At 50.7% G+C, this 19008-nt stretch carries 19 protein-coding genes and 2 pseudogenes; 17 read left to right on the forward strand and 4 right to left on the reverse strand.

Annotation, left to right across the window (positions count from 1 at the left end; genetic code table 11):
• Window positions 1-147: 147 nt before the first annotated feature.
• Together Q2B33_RS13090 and Q2B33_RS13095 are read right to left on the reverse strand one after the other, a co-directional pair.
• Window positions 148-576, reverse strand: a complete 429-nt coding sequence (locus Q2B33_RS13090; RefSeq protein WP_296470167.1) for a PPC domain-containing DNA-binding protein — start codon at window positions 574-576, stop codon at window positions 148-150.
• A gap of 118 nt (window positions 577-694) precedes the next feature.
• Window positions 695-1843: a LacI family DNA-binding transcriptional regulator gene (locus Q2B33_RS13095; protein WP_330623448.1), complete on the reverse strand. Its 1149-nt coding sequence runs from the start codon at window positions 1841-1843 to the stop codon at window positions 695-697.
• Window positions 1844-2009: 166 nt separating this feature from the next.
• On the opposite strand from Q2B33_RS13095, the gene Q2B33_RS13100 reads away from it, so the two are divergent.
• From Q2B33_RS13100 to Q2B33_RS13170, 16 genes and pseudogenes are all read left to right on the forward strand, one after another.
• Window positions 2010-2942 carry a sugar ABC transporter permease gene (locus Q2B33_RS13100; RefSeq protein WP_300784311.1) on the forward strand — a complete coding sequence of 311 codons (933 nt, stop codon included), beginning with the start codon at window positions 2010-2012 and terminating at the stop codon, window positions 2940-2942.
• A 16-nt stretch (window positions 2943-2958) separates the two neighbouring features.
• Window positions 2959-3855, forward strand: coding sequence for a carbohydrate ABC transporter permease (locus Q2B33_RS13105; protein ID WP_296470177.1), 897 nt, complete (start codon window positions 2959-2961; stop codon window positions 3853-3855).
• A gap of 147 nt (window positions 3856-4002) precedes the next feature.
• Window positions 4003-5589, forward strand: coding sequence for an extracellular solute-binding protein (locus tag Q2B33_RS13110; protein ID WP_300773633.1), 1587 nt, complete (start codon window positions 4003-4005; stop codon window positions 5587-5589).
• A 5-nt stretch (window positions 5590-5594) separates the two neighbouring features.
• Window positions 5595-6656: an ADP-ribosylglycohydrolase family protein gene (locus Q2B33_RS13115; RefSeq protein WP_296470182.1), complete on the forward strand. Its 1062-nt coding sequence runs from the start codon at window positions 5595-5597 to the stop codon at window positions 6654-6656.
• Window positions 6657-6751: 95 nt separating this feature from the next.
• Window positions 6752-7537, forward strand: coding sequence for a sugar phosphate isomerase/epimerase family protein (locus Q2B33_RS13120; RefSeq protein WP_300572369.1), 786 nt, complete (start codon window positions 6752-6754; stop codon window positions 7535-7537).
• Between the two features lies 1 nt (window position 7538).
• Complete coding sequence (locus Q2B33_RS13125; RefSeq protein ID WP_300572371.1) at window positions 7539-8471, forward strand: 3-keto-5-aminohexanoate cleavage protein; 933 nt, start codon at window positions 7539-7541, stop codon at window positions 8469-8471.
• A gap of 53 nt (window positions 8472-8524) precedes the next feature.
• Window positions 8525-8944, forward strand: coding sequence for a MaoC family dehydratase (locus tag Q2B33_RS13130; protein ID WP_300773628.1), 420 nt, complete (start codon window positions 8525-8527; stop codon window positions 8942-8944).
• Window positions 8937-9845, forward strand: coding sequence for a 3-hydroxyacyl-CoA dehydrogenase family protein (locus tag Q2B33_RS13135; protein WP_300572374.1), 909 nt, complete (start codon window positions 8937-8939; stop codon window positions 9843-9845). The genes Q2B33_RS13130 and Q2B33_RS13135 overlap by 8 nt, the downstream gene beginning before the upstream one ends.
• A gap of 12 nt (window positions 9846-9857) precedes the next feature.
• Complete coding sequence (gene rpiB, locus Q2B33_RS13140; RefSeq protein ID WP_296470199.1) at window positions 9858-10337, forward strand: ribose 5-phosphate isomerase B; 480 nt, start codon at window positions 9858-9860, stop codon at window positions 10335-10337.
• Between the two features lie 217 nt (window positions 10338-10554).
• On the forward strand, window positions 10555-11562 hold the full coding sequence (locus Q2B33_RS13145) for a LacI family DNA-binding transcriptional regulator (protein WP_300572376.1): 1008 nt from the start codon (window positions 10555-10557) through the stop codon (window positions 11560-11562).
• A gap of 117 nt (window positions 11563-11679) precedes the next feature.
• Window positions 11680-12732, forward strand: coding sequence for a LacI family DNA-binding transcriptional regulator (locus tag Q2B33_RS13150; RefSeq protein WP_296470205.1), 1053 nt, complete (start codon window positions 11680-11682; stop codon window positions 12730-12732).
• 114 nt (window positions 12733-12846) lie between these two features.
• Window positions 12847-13005 carry a hypothetical protein gene (locus Q2B33_RS13155; RefSeq protein ID WP_296470209.1) on the forward strand — a complete coding sequence of 53 codons (159 nt, stop codon included), beginning with the start codon at window positions 12847-12849 and terminating at the stop codon, window positions 13003-13005.
• A gap of 139 nt (window positions 13006-13144) precedes the next feature.
• A complete protein-coding gene (locus Q2B33_RS13160; protein ID WP_300572379.1) occupies window positions 13145-13411 on the forward strand; it encodes a hypothetical protein in 267 nt (88 codons plus the stop codon).
• Between the two features lie 106 nt (window positions 13412-13517).
• On the forward strand, window positions 13518-14555 hold the full coding sequence (locus Q2B33_RS13165; RefSeq protein ID WP_300572381.1) for a hypothetical protein: 1038 nt from the start codon (window positions 13518-13520) through the stop codon (window positions 14553-14555).
• A gap of 215 nt (window positions 14556-14770) precedes the next feature.
• A pseudogene (locus Q2B33_RS24720) lies at window positions 14771-14992 on the forward strand (helix-turn-helix domain-containing protein); the annotation flags it as partial.
• Window positions 14993-15246: 254 nt separating this feature from the next.
• Window positions 15247-15801 (forward strand): annotated as a pseudogene (locus Q2B33_RS13170) (DNA polymerase IV); the annotation flags it as partial.
• Window positions 15802-16023: 222 nt separating this feature from the next.
• Here the strand turns inward: Q2B33_RS13170 and Q2B33_RS13175 are convergent.
• The gene (locus Q2B33_RS13175; RefSeq protein ID WP_300572383.1) at window positions 16024-16635 is read right to left on the reverse strand and encodes an ATP-binding cassette domain-containing protein; all 612 of its coding nucleotides are present in this window, start codon (window positions 16633-16635) and stop codon (window positions 16024-16026) included.
• Window positions 16632-17834 carry a hypothetical protein gene (locus Q2B33_RS13180; RefSeq protein ID WP_300914069.1) on the reverse strand — a complete coding sequence of 401 codons (1203 nt, stop codon included), beginning with the start codon at window positions 17832-17834 and terminating at the stop codon, window positions 16632-16634. The genes Q2B33_RS13175 and Q2B33_RS13180 overlap by 4 nt, the downstream gene beginning before the upstream one ends.
• Window positions 17835-18219: 385 nt before the next feature.
• Between Q2B33_RS13180 and Q2B33_RS13185 the strand changes: the two genes are divergently transcribed.
• Window positions 18220-18477 (forward strand): hypothetical protein, encoded by a 258-nt coding sequence (locus tag Q2B33_RS13185; protein WP_300914070.1) that lies wholly within the window; start codon window positions 18220-18222, stop codon window positions 18475-18477.
• Window positions 18478-19008 lie beyond the last annotated feature (531 nt).

Here is a 19008-nt window from a genome sequence, read left to right on the forward strand (position 1 = left end):
TAACGGCATTGAGAGAAGGCGCAAGGATAGGGTTTCCTACAGGATTGTTTATTTTTTTGCCGAGCAGATAGATTTGCATATTTAATTTTTTTATACTGTCTATATATTCTTCTCCGGTCATCAAAGCCATGATGTGTTCTCCTTTCCCTAGACAGTGTCGATGTAAGAAATCCCATATTCATCCTGCCTTCTGGTCAATGAAATTCCCTTCAGCTCCAAAATCGCAAGCTCCGCAAGATACTGCACTTCGCAACAGGGTTCCATATGGCCTGCATACATGCCATCCGGTTCTGAAATGGTGAGATGGAAATGCGGTACGCCGTCTACTATCAGTCCCTGTGCGGAAGAAAGCTCGATAGGGCGCTCAATAGTAATAAACCGATTCACCGCAGTGTCATCGGTATTTGTTATGAAATGCAGACAGGCTTTTCTGAGGGAACCGATTGCGGATAGAAGAATGCCGTTTTTAATGCCGAGGCGGGATACCTCCGCTTCTACGCTCTCTAAAACCCTCTCTCCTTTTCCAAGATGGATGAGGACTATGCGTCCAAGTTGACTGGTTGTATAGGTTCTCATATGCAATTTCTCCCTTCTCTTTGCGCCTTCATGTGTGAAAACGTTTACACATACAATAACAGAAAAAGGAGTACTTTGCAAGAGAAAATAAAAATTTTCGGAATCCTGCCCATCGGATCTATATGATCCTGGGAGTGGATGTGGCATTTCCGGGAATTATTACCGGGTCAAAGATTGCTTCCCGATTTTCCAGAGACAGATCATCGATTCTGTCCAGGACAAACTGACCGGCGGCGGTTCCAATCTCATAGGGATTATAGTTGGCTATGGTGGGGCGGGTAGTCATGAGCTCCAGATTGTCGATTCCGTTAAAGCCAACGACAGACATCTGTTCCGGAACCGAGATATGATAGGTATGAAGCGCTTTGAGAGTGCCGATGGTCATTGCGTTATTGGTGCCCAATATGGCGGTGGGGGCATGGTCAAAATGATGAAGCATGTGTACAACGCCGTCAAAACCGGATTTTTCCGTGAAATCCCCTTCATAGCGGTAAGGGTAATCCGTCTCTGTGTCGATTCCCGCTTCGGCCATTGCCTTGCGAAAGCCCTCATAGCGCTCTCTCGCGTTACTGAACTTATAAGAACCTTCCAGAACATAGATATTCCTGTGGCCATGCTCCAGCAGGCTTTTTGTGAGCAGATAAGTACCCAGAACATTATTTCCGTCGGCAAAATCACCGTGGAATCCGGAAACGCTTAGCCGCCGGTTTACCAGAACGGTGGGGAGCTTCTGACTGATGGAGACAATGAAGTCGTCATTTTCGCAAGTGGTATTGATGACAAGGGCATCAATATTGCGCCCCAGGAGCAGCTTTAAATACTGCTCTTCAGAAATCCGGCTGTTGCGGGTACTGCAGACAATCAGATTATAATTGCTGGGGCGGATGATGTCCTCAATGGCTTTGGCCACGGTGATATGATATTGGTTGGATATATCCGAGGTAATATAGCCGATAATGCCGGTTGAGTTGATTTTCAGGCTTCTCGCAGTAGAGTTGGGAATATATCCCAGTTCGCTGCAGGCACTTAAAATCATATCCTTCAATTCCTTTGACACATACCCGTTGTTGTTTATAGCCCTTGAAACTGTGGCGGTAGAAACCCCGCATTTACTGGCCACATCCTTAATTGTCGTTTTTCCCCACATTTTCGGCAACCTTTCCTTTCGCACGGATATGAAAATACTCATTTCCATGGGATATATTCTAATCTGATAATAAATGATTATCAGGGAATTTGTCAATCCCGCAAGAAGCGTGTTCGGCATCTGGCCGATATATCGCCTGAAGGAATGGGGATTATGCCGGAAAAATGTGGGAATAGTAAAATGTAATTATGCCTATTGACAAATGCGGAATGTGAGTATAAAATAGACATCACAATGTGTAAACGATTACACAACAGATTCAGATTGGAGAAAAGGAGGATGTACAGTGAAGAAAGGTAAAGAACTAAAAACACGGCGTGGCATAGGATATGTGCTTAGAAAATACCACAATTATTATTTAATGCTCTTGCCAGGACTGATATTTGTTATACTGTTCCTCTATTTGCCGATACTATATAATTTTATTGCCTTCAAGGACTACAAGATTTTTATGGGGCCCTTCGGAAGTCCGTGGTGCGGCCTGGACAATTTTGAAAAGCTTTTCAGGACACCAGATTTTATCCGGATTATGAGAAACACGTTTGCGTTGTGTTTCTGGAAAATATTGATTGGCTTTCCCGTTCCGATTCTGCTGGCGCTGCTGATCAACGAAGTGGGGAATCGGATATTCCAAAGAACCGTGCAGACGGTGGTATATCTGCCTCATTTTATTTCTTGGGTGATTATTTCCACGCTGGCATCGAACCTCCTGTCGCCGGCGGACGGGGCTGTTAATCTGTTTTTGAACAAGCTTGGAGTGGAATCCATTTTCTTTATGGGCGATTCCGAATACTTCAGAGGAGTCCTGGTAGCGACGGATATCTGGAAGGAGATGGGCTGGTCGGCAATTATATATCTGGCCGCTCTGGCAGGCGTCCCAACGGATTTGTATGAAGCGGCCACAATGGATGGGGCGAGCAAGCTGCAGAAAATGCGGTATGTTACATTTCCATGTATTCTGCCCACGGTTATTATCATGCTGCTGCTGAGAATAGGAGGGATACTCAACAGCAATTTTGAACAGGTATTTACCATGTATAATTCTTCTGTATATGACGTAGCGGATATTATTGACACCTATGTATACCGAGTGGGTATCATTCAGACGCAGTATGGGTTTTCGGCGGCAGCAGGACTGTTTAAATCGATTATTTCATTCATCATGGTCGTAACATGTAACTGGCTGTCGTCTAAGGCAGGACAGGAAAGCCTGTTCTGAGAACGTGGAGGTGAAAATGGGCAGATCTAGACAAAAGGTAAGGCAGTCAAAGGTAGATTGTATAGTTACGATATTAATCTATATCATTTTGGTAATCATAGGGCTGATGACGCTTTTTCCTTTCATGGATGTGGTTTTCAACTCTCTGACATCCTCAAAGGAGCTGGTGGAAAATGCGAAGGCGGTAATCGCCATTCCCAAACACCCCACATTGGAGAATTATAAGTACGTATTGAGCGGAAACAGTATTTTCAGGGCTTACGGGGTAACGGTATTCAGAACGGTTGTGGGAACATTGCTGAATTTGGTGATAACCGTGATGACGGCGTATCCGTTGTCGAAAAAGTTTTTGCCGGGAAGGAATGTCCTGATGCAGATTTTCTTTTTTACCATGATCTTCAGCGGAGGAATGATTCCCACTTATCTGGTAGTCAAGACATTTAAGCTGAGTAATACTATATGGGCCTTGATCATACCTTCTCTTTTAAATGTGTATAACATGATTATCATGAGGACATTTTTTGAAGGAATATCGGAGGAACTGGAAGACGCGGCAAGGATTGACGGCTGTTCGGAGTGGAAAACGCTTCTGAAGATTGTCCTGCCCGTGTCGAAGCCTACATTGGCATCCATTGCCCTGTTTTATGCGGTATGGCACTGGAATTCATTCTTTGATGTGGTGCTCTATATCACGGACAGGAAGCTGTGGCCGCTGCAGACTTTGCTGAGGGAGGTCGTACTGACAATGAGCATGGCGGAGCTCAATGCACAGATGGCAGATGTGGCGGCGCCTCCTTCCTCATCGGTAATCGCTGCTACCGTTATGGTGTCCACGGTCCCGATTTTAGCGGTCTATCCATTCCTGCAGAAATATTTTGTTAAAGGCGTAATGGTAGGAGCGGTAAAGGGTTAAAAGAACGGTAATAAATCATGCAGCAAAGAGGAAAGGAGGGGAACGCTGCAAAACCGGGAAACGAAAATAGATTAGAACATATGGAATCTTAAGGAATGAGTTTCCGGACAGACAAAGGAAGCCGCCTGGGCGGCAGAAGGAGGAAGAATGAAGAAAAAAGTATTAGCGATGCTGTTGGGTTGGGGACTGGTCATGACCGGGCTGGCCGGATGCGGCGGAAGCGGAGAAGGAAGTTCTGAGAATTCCCGGCCGGAGAGTACAGATTCAGCGGAAAAGTCGGAAGAAAGCAGTCAGAGCAGCGAATCAGGTTCCGATAACGAACAGGCAGATTCGGAAAGGCCTACAGTCAGCTTTGTTTTTACAAAAGGCGGATTTGAGGGATGCCCCGACAATGACGTAATCCTTCAAAAACTGGAAGAAGCCAGCGATGTCGTCTTGCATCACATTGCGCCTCCTTCCGCAAACTATGCAGAACAGGTAAATATTATTCTGTCGGGAGATAAGTCCGAGCTGCCGGATTTGGTTAAGCTGAATTCGGCGATGTTCAACGATTTATACGATTATGTGGATCAAGGTGCGCTGATGGATATGTCCGAGCTGGTGAAGCAGTGCCCCAACATTTTGGAAAACGTGCCGCAGGAAGCGTTGGACAGATGCAGTGTGGACGGAAAGCTGTATGCGATTCCGGTCTTCTGCAGCCCTAACCGCTATAATGTAGTGATCAGGCAGGATTGGCTGGACAATCTGAATCTGGAGACTCCCGTGACGCTGGAGGATTATCATGAGGTGATGAGGGCTTTTACCTTTGAAGATCCCGATGGGAACGGCCAGGACGATACTTATGGAATGACCGGCCTGAGCATGGAGACTTTTGACTTTATTTACGGAGCTTTTGGCGCAATGGCCCCGATTCCTTCTTATAATGCGGCCAGCACCTACTGGTATCTGGATAACGGGGAATTAAAACCCCAGGTTACCAATCCGAAGGTAAAGGAAGCCCTGGAGACCATCAGAAGCTGGTACGAGGAAGGGCTGATCGATCCGGAATTTGTCACATGCACTACGGATGACGATTTGAACAATAAGGCGATGAAGAACCAGTTCGGCATAAGCTATCACTGGTGGACATGGGAACCTAAGATTGAAGCACAGCTTCAGGAAGTGGATCCCAATATCTCTTTCAGGAGAATCGCTCCTCCTGTGGGCCCGGACGGACAATCCGGTATCCGCGGTGTGGGTATGCTGAACGGCTGTGTAGTGATGCTTCAAGGCGCAAAGGATCCGGAAGCCTGCATGCGTCTTCTGGACTGGATGTATTCGGAAGAAGGTATGATGACCACCTATACCGGCGTGGAGGGGATTCACTGGCAGAAGAATGACGATGGTACCTATGTGACGCTTCCCCAGTATGAGGAGGACGCGGCTTGGATTCAATGGTATTCCGCGTTTGAAGCGGAGTGGCCGCTGCTGCAGGTGGAGACGCCGCTGGTGCAGTCCCGCAGGGACTCCTTTAACTGGCCCACCATTTCCAATGACGGAGACGGCCTGATTACAGAGGCGGAGGTAGAATACGGTGCGGATCTTCAGGCATTTGCCATGGAATACTATACAAACTTTATTACAGGAAAGACTTCGCTGGACGAATGGGATAAGTTTGTAGAAGAGTGGAACAGCCGTGGCGGCACTCGGTGGACAGAAGAGATCAATGCGGAATATAAGGATAAGAGAGGATGATATCAATGGATATTACATTAAGGGATAAATTTTTTGGCTGTATCTGTGGCTGTCATATTGGCTCTGCGATGGGAGCGGCCGTGGAGGGAATGACCTGGCCTGAAATTGATGAGAAATACGGTTTTGTGGAAGACTTTCTGCCCTATGAGCATTACGGAAACGGGTGGAAGAGGGAGCCGGGAACTACGGAGGACGGCGTTGAGAGGCAGAAGCTGATGATAACTGCCATTATGGAAAAAGGAGGGCGGGTCACGGCTGAGGATGTGCGTGCCGCATGGGTGAAATATGCCAATCCCAATGCGGGCGGCTGGGTATCCGAACCATTTGAGGGGACGCTCCTGAATATGGCGAAAACGGGTATTCCCGCAACCGATTTAGGCCGTTATTGCGATTATGCCGGTTTGAACAGCTTTTCCAGGGCGTGCCATGCTGTGGGCCTGATCAACGCGGGTAATATCGAGACTGCGAAGGAGGATGTTCTTCAGGTGGGACAGCTGTATCAGACCGCTGAGAGCAGAGGGCTGAAGTGGGCCTGTGTGACGGGCGTGGCAATTGCCGCAGGGACTATGCCCGGCGCCACCGTGGATTCCGTCATCGGTGCAATTTATGATAACTGCGACAAGGACATGGTAGTAAAAGAGATTGATGAGCAGTTAAAGAAAACGAGCGGATGTAAAGACATTATCGAAATGCGCAGTTACTTTGACGGTGTGTACAGCGGTTTTGGAATGCCGTATCCTTTCAGCTACGCGAATGAGGTTGTCACGAAGGGAGTGGCAATTTTCCGGATGGTGGGAGGAAATACCAAAGATGCGGTTCTTGCCGGTGTGAATATGGGACGCGATACGGACTGCGTAGCCGCTGTTGCGGGAGGGATTTCAGGCGCCCTTTGCGGCTCCGCCTCTCTGCCGGAGAAATGGATTACCCAGTTGGACTATGCGACAAGCATAAATCCGCATACCAATTCCAGACGTACGCTTCGGGAAAATGCGGACGGGCTTTATGACGCGTTTCAGAACCGTCTGAAAAAAGAGAAGGCCTATGTGGAGCAGATGAGTATGGAATAATGCAGTGGTTTTGGAATGTCTTTGGAGGAATGCCCTTTTTAGGGCATTTCTCATTGGAATCTGAAATGCCGCTCCGCGGTGTCAAGGAGGCAGAAATGGAAACAGGATGCAGCATTTTACATATATCCGAAGTAGAAACGGCAAAGGCCGCGGGATATGACTACATAGAAATGGCGGGGAAATCTCTTGTACAGATGGACGGCCGGGATTTTTGGCATGTAGAAAAGATATTGTATGAAAACAACTTTCTCTGTAAAGGAATCAATGCATACTGTCCAGAAAGCCTGATTGTGGCAGGGCCGGGTTTTGACCTGAAAAGGGCGGAGGAGTATGCGCGCCTGTGCGCCGGGAGAGCCGGAGCGGTTGGAGTTAAGCGTGTCGGCATTGGCTCTCCCCGTTCAAGGAGGCTGCCGGAGGGTTATGACAGGAAAAAGGCGGATCTGCAGTTGATTGATTTTTTAAAAAAGACAGCGGAGGTATTCGGAAAGCAGGGAATCCAGATATGCCTGGAGCCTTTAGCGCCATGCTACTGCAATTATATCAACAGTATGGAAGAGGGCATGGAAATCGTGGACAGGATAAACTGGAGCGATATCGGTCTGCTGGGCGACTTTTATAATCTGGAGAAGGCGGAAGAGGCCGATGAGGATATGGGGAGGTATATGCAGAGGCTTTTGCACGTACATATTTCGGATGACGAGGGAAGTCCCTGGCGGCGCAGTTACCTGAAAGAAGAAAAGGCGCAGATACATCAGAGAAGGCTGGGCAGATTGTACGAAAATGGATACGCGGGCGCAGTGAGTCTGGAAATTGATGTTCCGGCAAAATTGGGGGCTGCCGAAGAATCGCTGAGAATCATGAAAGGCAAAGGGGGCGTGTAAAATGCCAAGACAGAAAAAAATAATCATATCCGCGGCTGTTACGGGAGCGATTCATACTCCGGGAATGTCTCCCTATCTGCCGGTTACTCCGGATGAAATCATCCGGCAGGCACTGGATGCCCATCGGGCCGGCGCCGCAATCATCCACATTCACGCGAGGGATCAAAAAGGGCAGCCCACCTCCGATCACGGGATTTTTGAGTATATTTTATCAGGTATTAAGCAGGAGTGCGATGCGGTGATCGGAATTACCACCGGGGGAGCAGCGGGAATGTCTGTGGAAGAACGTTTTTCCGTCATTGAGAGGTTTCGGCCGGAAATGGCATCGGCGAACGCCGGTTCCATGAATTTTTGCTTCAGCCGATTGACAGATTTTCTGGAAAATCCCGTTTATGGCTGGGAATATCCTTTCGTCGAAAAAACATATGACAATGTATTTAAAAATACATTTAAAGATATTCAATATTGCATAGAAACCATGAACCGGTGCGGTACCCTTCCGGAATATGAGGTGTTTGATTACGGACAGCTGGCAAATCTGGCTTTTTTCAAAAAAAGGGGTACGATAACGCAACCGATCTATATTCAGTTTGTGCCAGGAGTAATGGGAGCCATGCCGATGACCCCCGAGTCCATGCTGTTCATGATTGATCAGGCCAAAAAACTGCTGGGAACTGATATTCGATACAGCACTGTAGGCGGCGGAAGAAGAATGTTCCGCTATGAGACAATGATGGCGGTCTGCGGAGGAAATGTACGGGTGGGGATGGAAGACGGTCTGTACATAAAGCCCAATGGGGAGCTCGCCCTGGATAATGCGCAGCAGGTTGCCAAACTGAAGGAGATTTTGGAACTCCTGGATTATGAGATTGCTGATTCTGAAGAAGCCAGAGCGATGCTTTGTCTGAAAGGAAAAGAAGAGGTTGCTTTCTGAGCGAGGCAGAAAGTGGCCACAGGTTTGAAGGACGATATTGAGAAGGGGCAGATATGGGATGTGCGGTAGGCCAGATGGCAAGCTTTTCAAAAACGATAACAGAAACGGATGTATATGGATTTGCGGGAATTACGGGAGATTTTAATCCACTGCATGTTGACGCAGTGAAAGCGGAGGCAGGCCGGTTCGGTGAGCGAATCGCCCACGGTATGCTGAGCGCTTCCTTTATTTCCACGGTGATCGCTACCAGGCTTCCCGGTCCGGGGACAATCTATATGGGACAGGAAGTGCGTTTTTTAAATCCTGTGCGGTTTGGAGATACCATAACGGCGACAGTGGTGATAGAGGAATTGCTGGATCGGGGGAGGGTTCGACTGCATACATTTGTGGAGAATCAGAAGGGGGAAACCGTGGTGGATGGTTATGCGCTGGTCAAACTGCCCAGAAAGGAAGGAGAAGGGGAAAATGGATGAAAAAAGACGGATTGTAATCGCGGGGGCCGGGGTGATGGGAGGCTCTATCGCCCTGCTTTTTGCCAGGCACGGATATGAAGTGGCTGTATATGACATTGAGCAAAAGGGGTTGGATCGATGCCGGAAGAGAATACAGAAGGAAATTGCTGGAGCAGAGATTATTTTTACCAGAGAGAAAGAGTGTTTTGCAAGGGCGGGATTTGTGGTTGAGGCCATTGTGGAAAACATAGAAGCAAAACATTTATTCTGGCGGGAGATTTCTTCTATTGTATCTGAGAGGGCGATTCTGACCACTAATACATCGGGATTATCCGTCACGCAGATAGCGGAGGCTGTAAAGTGCCCGCGGCGCTTTTGCGGCATGCACTGGTTAAATCCACCCCACATCTGTCCCTTGATCGAGGTGATCAAAGGGGAAAAAACGGACGCGGAAACGGCCGAAGCAGTCAGGCAGACGGGACTTGATGTAGGAAGAGTTCCTGTAATGCTGGAAAAAGAGGTGCCGGGATTTTTGATCAACAGGTTCCAGTTTGCTATCCTGCGGGAGGCGATGAGCCTGGTGGAAGCCGGAGCGGCAAAAAAGGAGGATATTGATAAGGTCTTCAAGTATGGGCTGGGGCTTCGGTATGCGTGCCTGGGTCCGTTTGAGATAGCCGATTTAGGCGGTTTAGATACTTTTTACAGGATTGCGTCTTATTTATTTGCGGATCTCTGTGATGAGAAAACCGTTATGCCCATGCTGGCAGAGCTGGTGGAAAAGGGAGATTATGGCGTAAAGACCGGAAAAGGATTTTATGAATATCTCGGCAGCCGGGCAGCTCAGGTAATTACAAAGAGAGACGAAGACTTCGAAAAACTGGCGGAATGTCTGTATAGAGCCGAGACAAGAATTCATCAATAAAGAAGCGCGGTTTTGGAGGAGCTGTATGCAGAAAGAGAGGGGCAAGAAATGATTATAGCGATGGGATGCGACCACGCGGGTTTTCCGCTGAAAGCGGCAGTAACCGAAATGCTGCGGAAAAGGGGAATCGAGGTCATTGATCATGGATGCTACAGAGGGGAAGTGGTTGATTTTCCGGATGTGGCCAAGAAGGTCTGCGCAAGTGTGACGGAGAAAAAGGCACAGAGGGGAATCATGCTGTGCGGATCCGGTGTGGGAGCGGCAATTGCCTGCAATAAGGCAGCGGGTATTCGAGCGGCCTGCTGTCATGATATCTATACGGCGCACCAGTGTGTAGAACATGACGATGTGAATGTAATCGCTTTGGGAGCTGACGTAGTGGGAAAACAGGCAGCCTGTGATTTGATTCAAAGATATCTAGATTCCTCCTTCAGCGGAGGGGATGAATTTGCGCGGAGAATACGGAAGTTGACTGAAATGGAAGGTAGCTGAATGCAGTTTCGGCCGAATTCTGTCTTCGGCAGACAAGCTGGCGAGAAGCCGATTGGACAGGAAGACTCTGCGGGAATACAGGGGGGAGTGAACGCTCCCCCCTTTCTGCGTCCACAGGGATACAAAAAATATAGATAAAATCCAAGAATAGTTGATGACTTGCCTTGCAAAATTAAGTAAAATAAAGTATAACGGAAAGAAGGAATGGAGAGGCGCGATGGCAAAGGTGAGGATGCAGGACATAGCCAATCAGGTGGGCGTAAGCGCGGTGACGGTGCACAATGCGCTGGCAGGGCGCAAGGGGGTCAGCGATGAGGTCAGGGAAAGGATCCTGGACAAGGCCCGGGAGATGGGATACTTCCAGAACCAGAAGAGGGCGGCCGGCAAAGCCCCCGGCCTGCGCAGCATCGGCATCCTCATCTCGGAGAGATACCTGGCGGACTACATCACGTTCTACTGGAAGATTTATATGGAGATTGCCATGGCGGCGCCTGAGAGGGGCTGTGCCGTGATGGCGGAGGTTTTGAAGCATGATGCGGAAAAGGCAGGGAGGCTTCCCCGCTTCGTGGAGGAAGGCGCGGCGGAGGGGCTGATCGTCATGGGGGAGGTTGACCGGGAATACATCGGACTCTTAAAAAGCAGCGCGAAGATGCCCGTGGTTTTCCTGGATTTTTACTACAAGGACATAGCGCAGGACGCGGTGGTGACGGACGGCTTCTACGGCATGTACCTGATGGCGGAGTACCTGTACGAGAGAGGCTTTAGGCGCATGGCCTACGTGGGCTCCATCCATGCCACCAGCAGCATCATGGACAGGTACTGCGGCTTCCGGCGCTGCCTGCTGGAGCACGGCGTACCTTTCCGGGAGGAGTGGCTGCTGGAGGACCGGGACGGAACCGGGGAGATTATCGTGAAGCTGCCGGAGGAGCTGCCGGAGGCCTTCGTCTGCAATTGCGACCTGGTGGCCGGCAGGCTGATCGACGAGCTGGAGAAGCGGGGAGTCCGGGTGCCGGAGGACTGCTCCGTGGTGGGATTCGACAATTACCTCTGGCCGGGCCTGCCGGACAAGGGGATTACCACCTATGAGGTGGACATGAAGGCCATGGCCCAGGCCGCCCTGGGGAAGATGCTGGCCCGGCTGGAGGGCTCCGATGGGGCGGGGCGGATGGAGCTGGTGAGCGGGCATATCGTGGAAAAGGCCACGGTCAGGGCAAGCGCGCGGTGAGGCTTGCCCCGGGTGCCGCGGCGGACGGCCATGGCGGGAAGCCCGGGAAGAGGGGCCGGGGCGTGAAAGAGGGGTTGCGTCAGAGAGCGGGCGGGGTATTGCATAGGGGGTAAGGAAATGGCAAAGGTTACGATTCAAAGCATTGCAAAGGATCTGGGGCTGTCCCGGAACACGGTGTCCATGGCGCTGAAGGGCAATGACCTGGTGGCCCAGCGGACCAGGGAGATGGTGCTGCGGTACGCACAGCAGAGAGGGTATGTGGCATCCTCGGGAGAGGAGGGGGAGAGACAGCCCCCGGAGAGGGAGGAGGCCGGGGATCACAGGATCATGATCCTGCGCAAGCCCGATGTGGCGGTGTACTGGGACAAGGTCATCAACGGCATATCCGAGGAGGCCAGCCGCAACCACTGCCAGACCCAGGTGGCGGTGGTGACCCAGGAGGATGAGGATGTGCTGCGCCTGCCGCCGGGGCTGGAGGATGGCATCGAAGCGGTCTTCTGCGTGAAGATGATGAACATAGACTATATTAGTGTAATCGAACGGAGGGGGATTCAGATATTCCTGCTGGACACTTATAAGGATGTGGACGGGGAGATGCCGGGGGACGTGGTGAAGATAGACAGCTTCCGGCCCGTGGTGAAGCTGGTCAGGCATCTGATCGACCAGGGGATGGGCAGAATCGGCTTCCTGAACGAGAGCAGCAGTATTTATGAGACCATGCACGACCGCTTCGACGGCTATCTCTATGCCATGCGCCAGGCGGGGATAGAACCTGTCCCGGAACTGGTGATGCCGGATGCGGAGCTGGTGAGCAGCGAGTTCTACAATGATCAGACCTTTAAACAAATCGTAAAAGGGTATCAGGAACAGGGGCTGCCGGAGGCGGTGGTGTGCGGGAACGATGAGATTGCCAAGTTCCTGACCCAGACGTTGCGGGAGCAGGGCATCCGGGTGCCGGAGGACGTTGCGGTGACGGGCTTCGACAATGACGAGGAGGGCATGCTGGACCCCTTCTTCACCACGGTGAACGTGGACGCGAAGTGGCTGGGAAAGCGCATGGTGCAGTGCTTCCTGTGGCGGCTTGGGCATCCTGAGGCCCCTTTTGAGAAGATAGACGTGTCGGGGCGGATCATCATACGGAAATCATCGGTGAAGCGGGTTCTTGACTGAACGCCCTGCCGGCAGGGATGGATTTTGAGAGCATAATATGGTATAATGCCCATGGCAGGACATTGTTTTTTGGAGACATGCATTCGGAGACGGTGCAGGAGAGGAGATGGTGATATGAATATGACGGAAGTTGCAAGGCTGCTTCTGGGCTTAAGGGCAGCAGGATGGACCGAAAAGGAGATTAACGACTTCGTGCTTTATATCGAATCCGGTGAGGAACAGTACAAGCCGAAGCCAAAGGCGGAAAGGGAAAAGCAGATGACGGCGGACTAGGACGCCGCAGATAAAAAGGGCTCGCGCAGGGCTCTTTTTTGATGCCTGTTTTTCCTTTTGGGCAAAGTAGACAAAAATAGTGCAAAATAGTGCTAAATACCAGCCCGTCAGAACAAATATGAGAGAGGAGTGTGTGAAAATGGCAGAAAACAAAGGCACGAAAAAAGTGGACTTCAAAATCAGGTGCCAGACCACATGGAGGGATATAGTAATGTACCGTTGGCTGTACTTCCTGCTGATTCCCGGAATCCTGTTCTTTGTGATTTTCAAGTATGTGCCCATGGGAGGGCTGAGAATCGCGTTCATGGATTATAACCAGTATAATCCGGCAAAGAGCACGTGGGTGGGCTTCGACCAGTTCGATTTCCCTATGGGGTGCTGTTTATACGGGGGGTTCTCGCCATAGAGGACTATTTTTTGTAAATGATATTGGCACTGGACTATTTTTCTATTATAATAACTGATAGGGGGAAAGGCAATATTTTCACAATACTTTCTTGGAGGAGCTGGCTATGAATTTACAGGAGATTTATGCAAAGGTCGATTCCATCCTGGACACGCTGGATTTCGGCGCGCTGCTGGAGGGGTTCCACAGGTACAGGTTCGCCGTCTACGACAGCCGGGAGATCTGCCTGGACGGGGAGCTGATTCCCTATGAGGATGGGTTCCGGGGGAACACTTCAAAGCTGTACGGCGGGGAGTATATTGCTATCTGGAATATTGAATTTTCGCCTGTTGAGGATATGGAGACGCTTGCGTATCTGCTGGTTCACGAGATGTTCCACTGCCATCAGTTCAGCAACGGTGAGGCACGCTTTCCCTCCGATTTCGCCCTTTTGCGCTATCCCGACGACCAGGACAATTTCACGGAGAAATACAATGAGAACCGATATCTCGCAGATGCCTGCGAAGGCTGCGACTTCACAGCCCTTCAAAGGTTCGCCGCCCTGCGGGCACAGAGGCTGGCCGCATATCCCGGAATGGTGGCGCAGGAGCTCAGGGCAGAGACCACAGAGGGGATGGCGGAGTTCATCGGCCTGAAAGCCCTGAAGGCAATCAACAGGGAAAAGTACATATCCCGCGTCAGGGACTACCTGGGCGAGCTGCGGGCGGAAGGGCGGCTGCTGTTCGATGTCAGGAAGATTTCCTATTATACGGGGGCGGTCTTCTTTCTGTGCATGGATGCCATAGGGCGCAAGATAGAGAACGATTTCCAAAGTGAGCTTACCGCCTATGAGCAGAATCCCGTAGATACGGACGGGGTGGAGGCGCAGGTCCGCCCCTACGACTTCATCGGGCGGGAGTACGCTGCCCTTATGGAGGAGAAGGAGGCGAAGGTGGCGGAGCACATGGCCCGCGCCAGCTATGTCCCCTGCGATGCTCTCATTGTCGGATACGACCCCATGAACATGTTCCAGATTCGGAATATGGTCTACTGCAGCTATTTTGTCTGCCTGAATGAGGGCGGCCAGACGAAAGCCATCAATAGCGCTGTCCTTCTGGTGCTGACAGGGGAGTCGGAGCGGGGGATATGTGGGTATTATATTTAGGGGAGGCAAAGCGAAATAATTTGGACGGACGGTATGGTAGCGAATGGCGGGAGGAAGGAGCAGAAGGGAGTCGCGATGGGAATGCCAAGAATACAGTGACATTTTACAGTGACATTTTACAGTGACATTCTGTCAGAAATATGCTATATTTTGAGGGGAGGGATAGCATATTATGAATTTGGGAAAGGAAACGGAAACTTTAGAATAAGCACGGCGTCGGGGCATTGTATTTTGGGGTTAAACCAAACGGCGATGTGATAGGGCAGGATGTGGCTGAATCATCACTTAGGGATGTTTCCCGTCTTGTGTATGAATCTATAAAGCCACAGATATACCCTGTAATCCGGGAGGAAATCCTGGAGGGCCGTCATGTCATCAAAGTGGAGTTTCATGGAGAGGATTTCCCTTATTCTGCTATGGGCAGGCCGGCAGGATGATGGAGTGCAGGTATACAGTACCGATGGTATTAAAGAGGTTCGGGCTTGTGTCCGGAGAGTATCTGACAAATGCCGGAAATGTACTGTGAACTGGCGGAAGCCACTTCCAAAACGGTAAGGACAATCCAGCGCACCTTGGATTCTCTGCGAAAAAAAGGTTTAGTAGAGAGAATCGGAAGTGACAAATCCGGATATTGGGAGGTTAAGGAGCCTCCCACTGCATTTATAAATTGCTCATCTAACTGACGAGGGATATTTGTGTGGACGACAGAGTAATCTTCCACATCGACGTGAACAGCGCGTTCCTCTCCTGGGAGGCGGTGCACCGCCTGCAGGATTTGGGGGAGGAGCTGGATCTGCGGACGATTCCGTCCGCGGTGGGCGGGGACATGTCCAAGCGGCACGGTGTCATACTGGCGAAATCCATCCCGGCGAAGAAATACAATGTGCGGACAGGAGAGCCCATCGTGGACGCGTTGCGGAAATGTCCAAATCTGACACTGGTGTCACCGAACCGGGAATTATACGCCAGGAATTCCGCGGCCTTCATGGAAATCCTGCGCAGGTACTCGGATACGGTGGAGCAGTACAGCATCGACGAGGCCTTTGCGGACATGACAGGGACGGAGGGCCTGTTCGGAAGCCCCATAGAGGCGGCCCACCGGCTGAAGGACGAGATCAGGGACACCTTGGGCTTCACGGTGAACGTAGGAATCTCCAGCAACAAGCTGCTGGCGAAGATGGCCGGGGATTTCGAGAAGCCGGACAAGGTGCACACCCTTTTCCCGGATGAGATCCGGGAGAAGCTGGAGCGGCTGGACAGGGCCATGGACAGCATCCGGGAGAAGTTCGGCGCGGATGCCGTCAGGCGGGCTTCCTTCCTGCAAAAGGACAGGCCTGATATTTGAAAACCGAGGCCGGTGGCGCTTTGACAGCCTGTTGTCACCTGTCCTTTCGAATACGGAAATGTGTGTCTGAAGCTGCGGCAGGAATGAAGCAGCCGCGGCGGCTCTGATATAACGTGTTCCCTGTCAAAGATGAATGTGCTGGTCCGCGTATGACAATAAATCCAAATCATGCGTAGCCAGGATTACCCCCTTGCCGCTGTCGGCCAGCCCCCGCAGCAGCTTTATGACCACATCCCTGTTGCCTTTGTCCAGGTTCCCCGTGGGCTCATCCGCGAAGATGTAACGGGCATCTTTCAGAAGGATGCGCGCCAACGCCACGCGCTGCTGCTCGCCGCCGCTCAATTCATATACCTTTCTCTTTTCATAGCCCTCCAGCCCTACCTGTGCCAGCGCCTCCGATACGGACGGGCCCGGATCCTTCCTGTATGTCAGGGAAACGCGCAGGTTCTTTTCCACGGTATATTCATCAATCAGTCCGTAATTTTGGAACAGGTAAGAGATGGTATGCCTGCGCAGATTCAAGATCTGCTTTGGGCTCGGGTCTGATATGGCATCTATTGTCACCGTGCCGCGGTCAGGCCTTTCCAGGAGAGACAAAATATTCAGCAATGTAGTCTTTCCTTTCCCGCTCTCCCCGGTTATGACTGTAAGGCTGTTCGTCTCTATGCTGGCATGGAATGACTCCAGGACATCATGGTCGCGATAACGTTTGGATATATCCACTGCTTCAATCATGACGATTCTCCCTTCAATATGCTGTGCATTGATTTTTTCCTTAAAAGCTTCTCCATAAATACAAAATACAGGATATCGATTCCCGCCAAAATAGCCCCGGCCAGCAGAAGCGTCTGGATGGAAAGGGGCGGGAAGAGGCGGGACAGCCGGGTAGCCATTATCAGGCCGAAAAGAGGCAGCGCCAGCAGGGTCGGCATGAACAGCATGACGGACGCGGAACGATACCGCCTGAATCCGCGGAAGCCCCACAGCGTCTTGACGGTAATGAGGTATTGGTTTCTCGCGAAGTAGTTGGCGAAAAGGCTGAAGCTGGACGCCAGATAACCGAGGACGATGGACATCGTCAGGGAGACGCTGGCAATATAGTCCCTCTTAAGCCGCAGCACTCTCGCGGCCACACCCTCCCACACGGAGCTGGCGAATACGAAACCATCCATCCCGACTATTTCCGCGAGATAATCCGTAATGTCCATATCCTGCCCGTCGCTGTACTGGAAATAAAGGCATCTGGAGGCCCTGGTGAAAGTGCTGGTGGGGTGAAGATTACCTGTATCCACCACCACTACAGGATCGGGTATCCTGTTGCCGGCATCCCGCCTGATGTCAGGTGAGAACGTAAAATACGACTGCCCTGTCCTGACAGGAATCATATTGATTTCCAGCTCTTCCTGCCTGGACGGATTCCAGGGATCATTGGGAGCGGCGCTGTATATCCTGTTATATATTTCAAAACGGTAAAACATAAAGTAGTCCAAAAAGCGCTCATCCAGCGCATCGTGGATGGAAGACCAGGACTCAGGGACCAGCAGATTCAATACATTGTCGGCATATATCAATTCCTGCTCCACAGGCACGCCCTCGCTGGTGACGATGGGATTGAAGCGAAAATAATTGGGGCTGACCGTGATATGCGTGCTGCATCCATCTGCCAGCAGCCCGTTCAAAGGATAGTCTGCCCCCTGCACTTCCAATACATAGACATCCATAGCATCCATAAAAAATCCATTGTTTTCCGCGGCCAGACGCTGATACAGGGCCAGTATTTTGTTTTGCAGCTCCACCTCGATCTCCAGCCCCATATCCTGCCCTACATCCTTTATGGACAAGAGGTATATGTCCTTGGCCGCCACCCAGTTCTGCAGGTTCCGGTCTTCGACCATAGAGCGCTGGTGCAGTCCGATCAAAAATGGAAGCGCCATAAAAAATAATAATGCGGATGCGAGCTTTACACAACAGGCGGCGATCTGGACAATGATATGGGGCTTCCTTCCCTTTATGGATAAGGATAAATTCCTTCTTCTTGCAGCCAGGCAGAATAAAGTGATGCAGCATGACAATAACGAATACATGCAGACCAGAAAGCCCATGACAGCCAGATAAATCCCGGCTATGGGCATGTAAAAAGCCCTATAGACATGGCTTGTCAATATAAGGATGCTGAATAGGATAAATAGAATCCCAGCACTCCCGATCCACATTTTTCCGCCGAATAAGTCAGCCAGGACCGCATGGACGATCCGGAATCTGCCATAACCCAATGAAAGCAATATGCTCATGGATTTGAGCTTTTGCAGGGCAAATTGCATGAATGACAGGAAGGTCGCCAATGCGGTAGAGAATAGGAAAATCAATATCAACATACCCTCTGCCCGTGAAAAAGAGGAGAGGAGCAACAGCGGATTCTTGCCGATCCATATATCGCTAAGCTCTATCGTAACGCCTTTCGGGCCCAGGGCAATTATCATCTCCATTATTTCATCTTCCGAAGTGGTTGTCATGGCGTACAGGCTGGAAAAGCCCAGGTGCTTTGGCTGGTGCAGGCCATATATTTTAAAGCTGTAATCGGGAAGTATGCGCTTGAGGAGCCCGCTTTGGGCAGGATCCTCCGTAGGGATGTCGCTGACAAATTCCCCCTGCTCCGGGAGACGGCCTTCCAGAACATCCAGCTTCCCCTCCAAAGCCCAGCGGCTCACATGCAGGATGATCTCATTGTCCGGGCTTATGGTTATGCCGGATGCTATGATGCCCCGCTCTTTGGTCCAGGACAGGAATGCGTCGAAGGCCTGTTGGTCGGATGCCAAGACATTGACATAGGAGATATCCTGATAAAACATGCTTATGAAGCGGTTCTGGAAAAATACTGCTGTAGCTATAAGCGTAAAAACTGTCAACTGTATGACAAAAATCGACAGGATTGCCTTTTTCATGTATGAGTACCTCGTGAATTTATTGGAAGGGAATTCCTCGTGGTAGGGCGCGGGGAATATCGCTCTATTAAAGTAAGAAAAGTGCAGAAAGGGCATTCAGGGCATAAATAATCTCATACTTCGCATACTAAAATTAGGCATACTACCAGAAATTACGCCACTTTGG

The organism is uncultured Acetatifactor sp. (genome assembly GCF_948601915.1).
Lineage (GTDB): Bacteria > Bacillota > Clostridia > Lachnospirales > Lachnospiraceae > Acetatifactor.

Excerpts from the sequence above, each read along its gene's own strand:
- Q2B33_RS13155 (WP_296470209.1), top strand. The coding sequence starts at position 12,847 with ATGAATATGACGGAAGTTGCAAGGCTGCTTCTGGGCTTAAGGGCAGCA.
- Q2B33_RS13125 (WP_300572371.1), top strand. The coding sequence starts at position 7,539 with ATGCCAAGACAGAAAAAAATAATCATATCCGCGGCTGTTACGGGAGCG.
- Q2B33_RS13180 (WP_300914069.1), bottom strand. The coding sequence starts at position 17,834 with ATGGCGCTTCCATTTTTGATCGGACTGCACCAGCGCTCTATGGTCGAA.
- Q2B33_RS13110 (WP_300773633.1), top strand. The coding sequence starts at position 4,003 with ATGAAGAAAAAAGTATTAGCGATGCTGTTGGGTTGGGGACTGGTCATG.
- Q2B33_RS13090 (WP_296470167.1), bottom strand. The coding sequence starts at position 576 with ATGAGAACCTATACAACCAGTCAACTTGGACGCATAGTCCTCATCCAT.
- Q2B33_RS13135 (WP_300572374.1), top strand. The coding sequence starts at position 8,937 with ATGGATGAAAAAAGACGGATTGTAATCGCGGGGGCCGGGGTGATGGGA.
- Q2B33_RS13160 (WP_300572379.1), top strand. The coding sequence starts at position 13,145 with ATGGCAGAAAACAAAGGCACGAAAAAAGTGGACTTCAAAATCAGGTGC.
- Q2B33_RS13105 (WP_296470177.1), top strand. The coding sequence starts at position 2,959 with ATGGGCAGATCTAGACAAAAGGTAAGGCAGTCAAAGGTAGATTGTATA.
- Q2B33_RS13130 (WP_300773628.1), top strand. The coding sequence starts at position 8,525 with ATGGGATGTGCGGTAGGCCAGATGGCAAGCTTTTCAAAAACGATAACA.
- Q2B33_RS13185 (WP_300914070.1), top strand. The coding sequence starts at position 18,220 with ATGAATGACAGGAAGGTCGCCAATGCGGTAGAGAATAGGAAAATCAAT.
- Q2B33_RS13120 (WP_300572369.1), top strand. The coding sequence starts at position 6,752 with ATGGAAACAGGATGCAGCATTTTACATATATCCGAAGTAGAAACGGCA.
- Q2B33_RS13165 (WP_300572381.1), top strand. The coding sequence starts at position 13,518 with ATGAATTTACAGGAGATTTATGCAAAGGTCGATTCCATCCTGGACACG.
- Q2B33_RS13145 (WP_300572376.1), top strand. The coding sequence starts at position 10,555 with ATGGCAAAGGTGAGGATGCAGGACATAGCCAATCAGGTGGGCGTAAGC.
- Q2B33_RS13095 (WP_330623448.1), bottom strand. The coding sequence starts at position 1,843 with ATGCCGAACACGCTTCTTGCGGGATTGACAAATTCCCTGATAATCATT.
- Q2B33_RS13150 (WP_296470205.1), top strand. The coding sequence starts at position 11,680 with ATGGCAAAGGTTACGATTCAAAGCATTGCAAAGGATCTGGGGCTGTCC.
- Q2B33_RS13115 (WP_296470182.1), top strand. The coding sequence starts at position 5,595 with ATGGATATTACATTAAGGGATAAATTTTTTGGCTGTATCTGTGGCTGT.
- Q2B33_RS13175 (WP_300572383.1), bottom strand. The coding sequence starts at position 16,635 with ATGATTGAAGCAGTGGATATATCCAAACGTTATCGCGACCATGATGTC.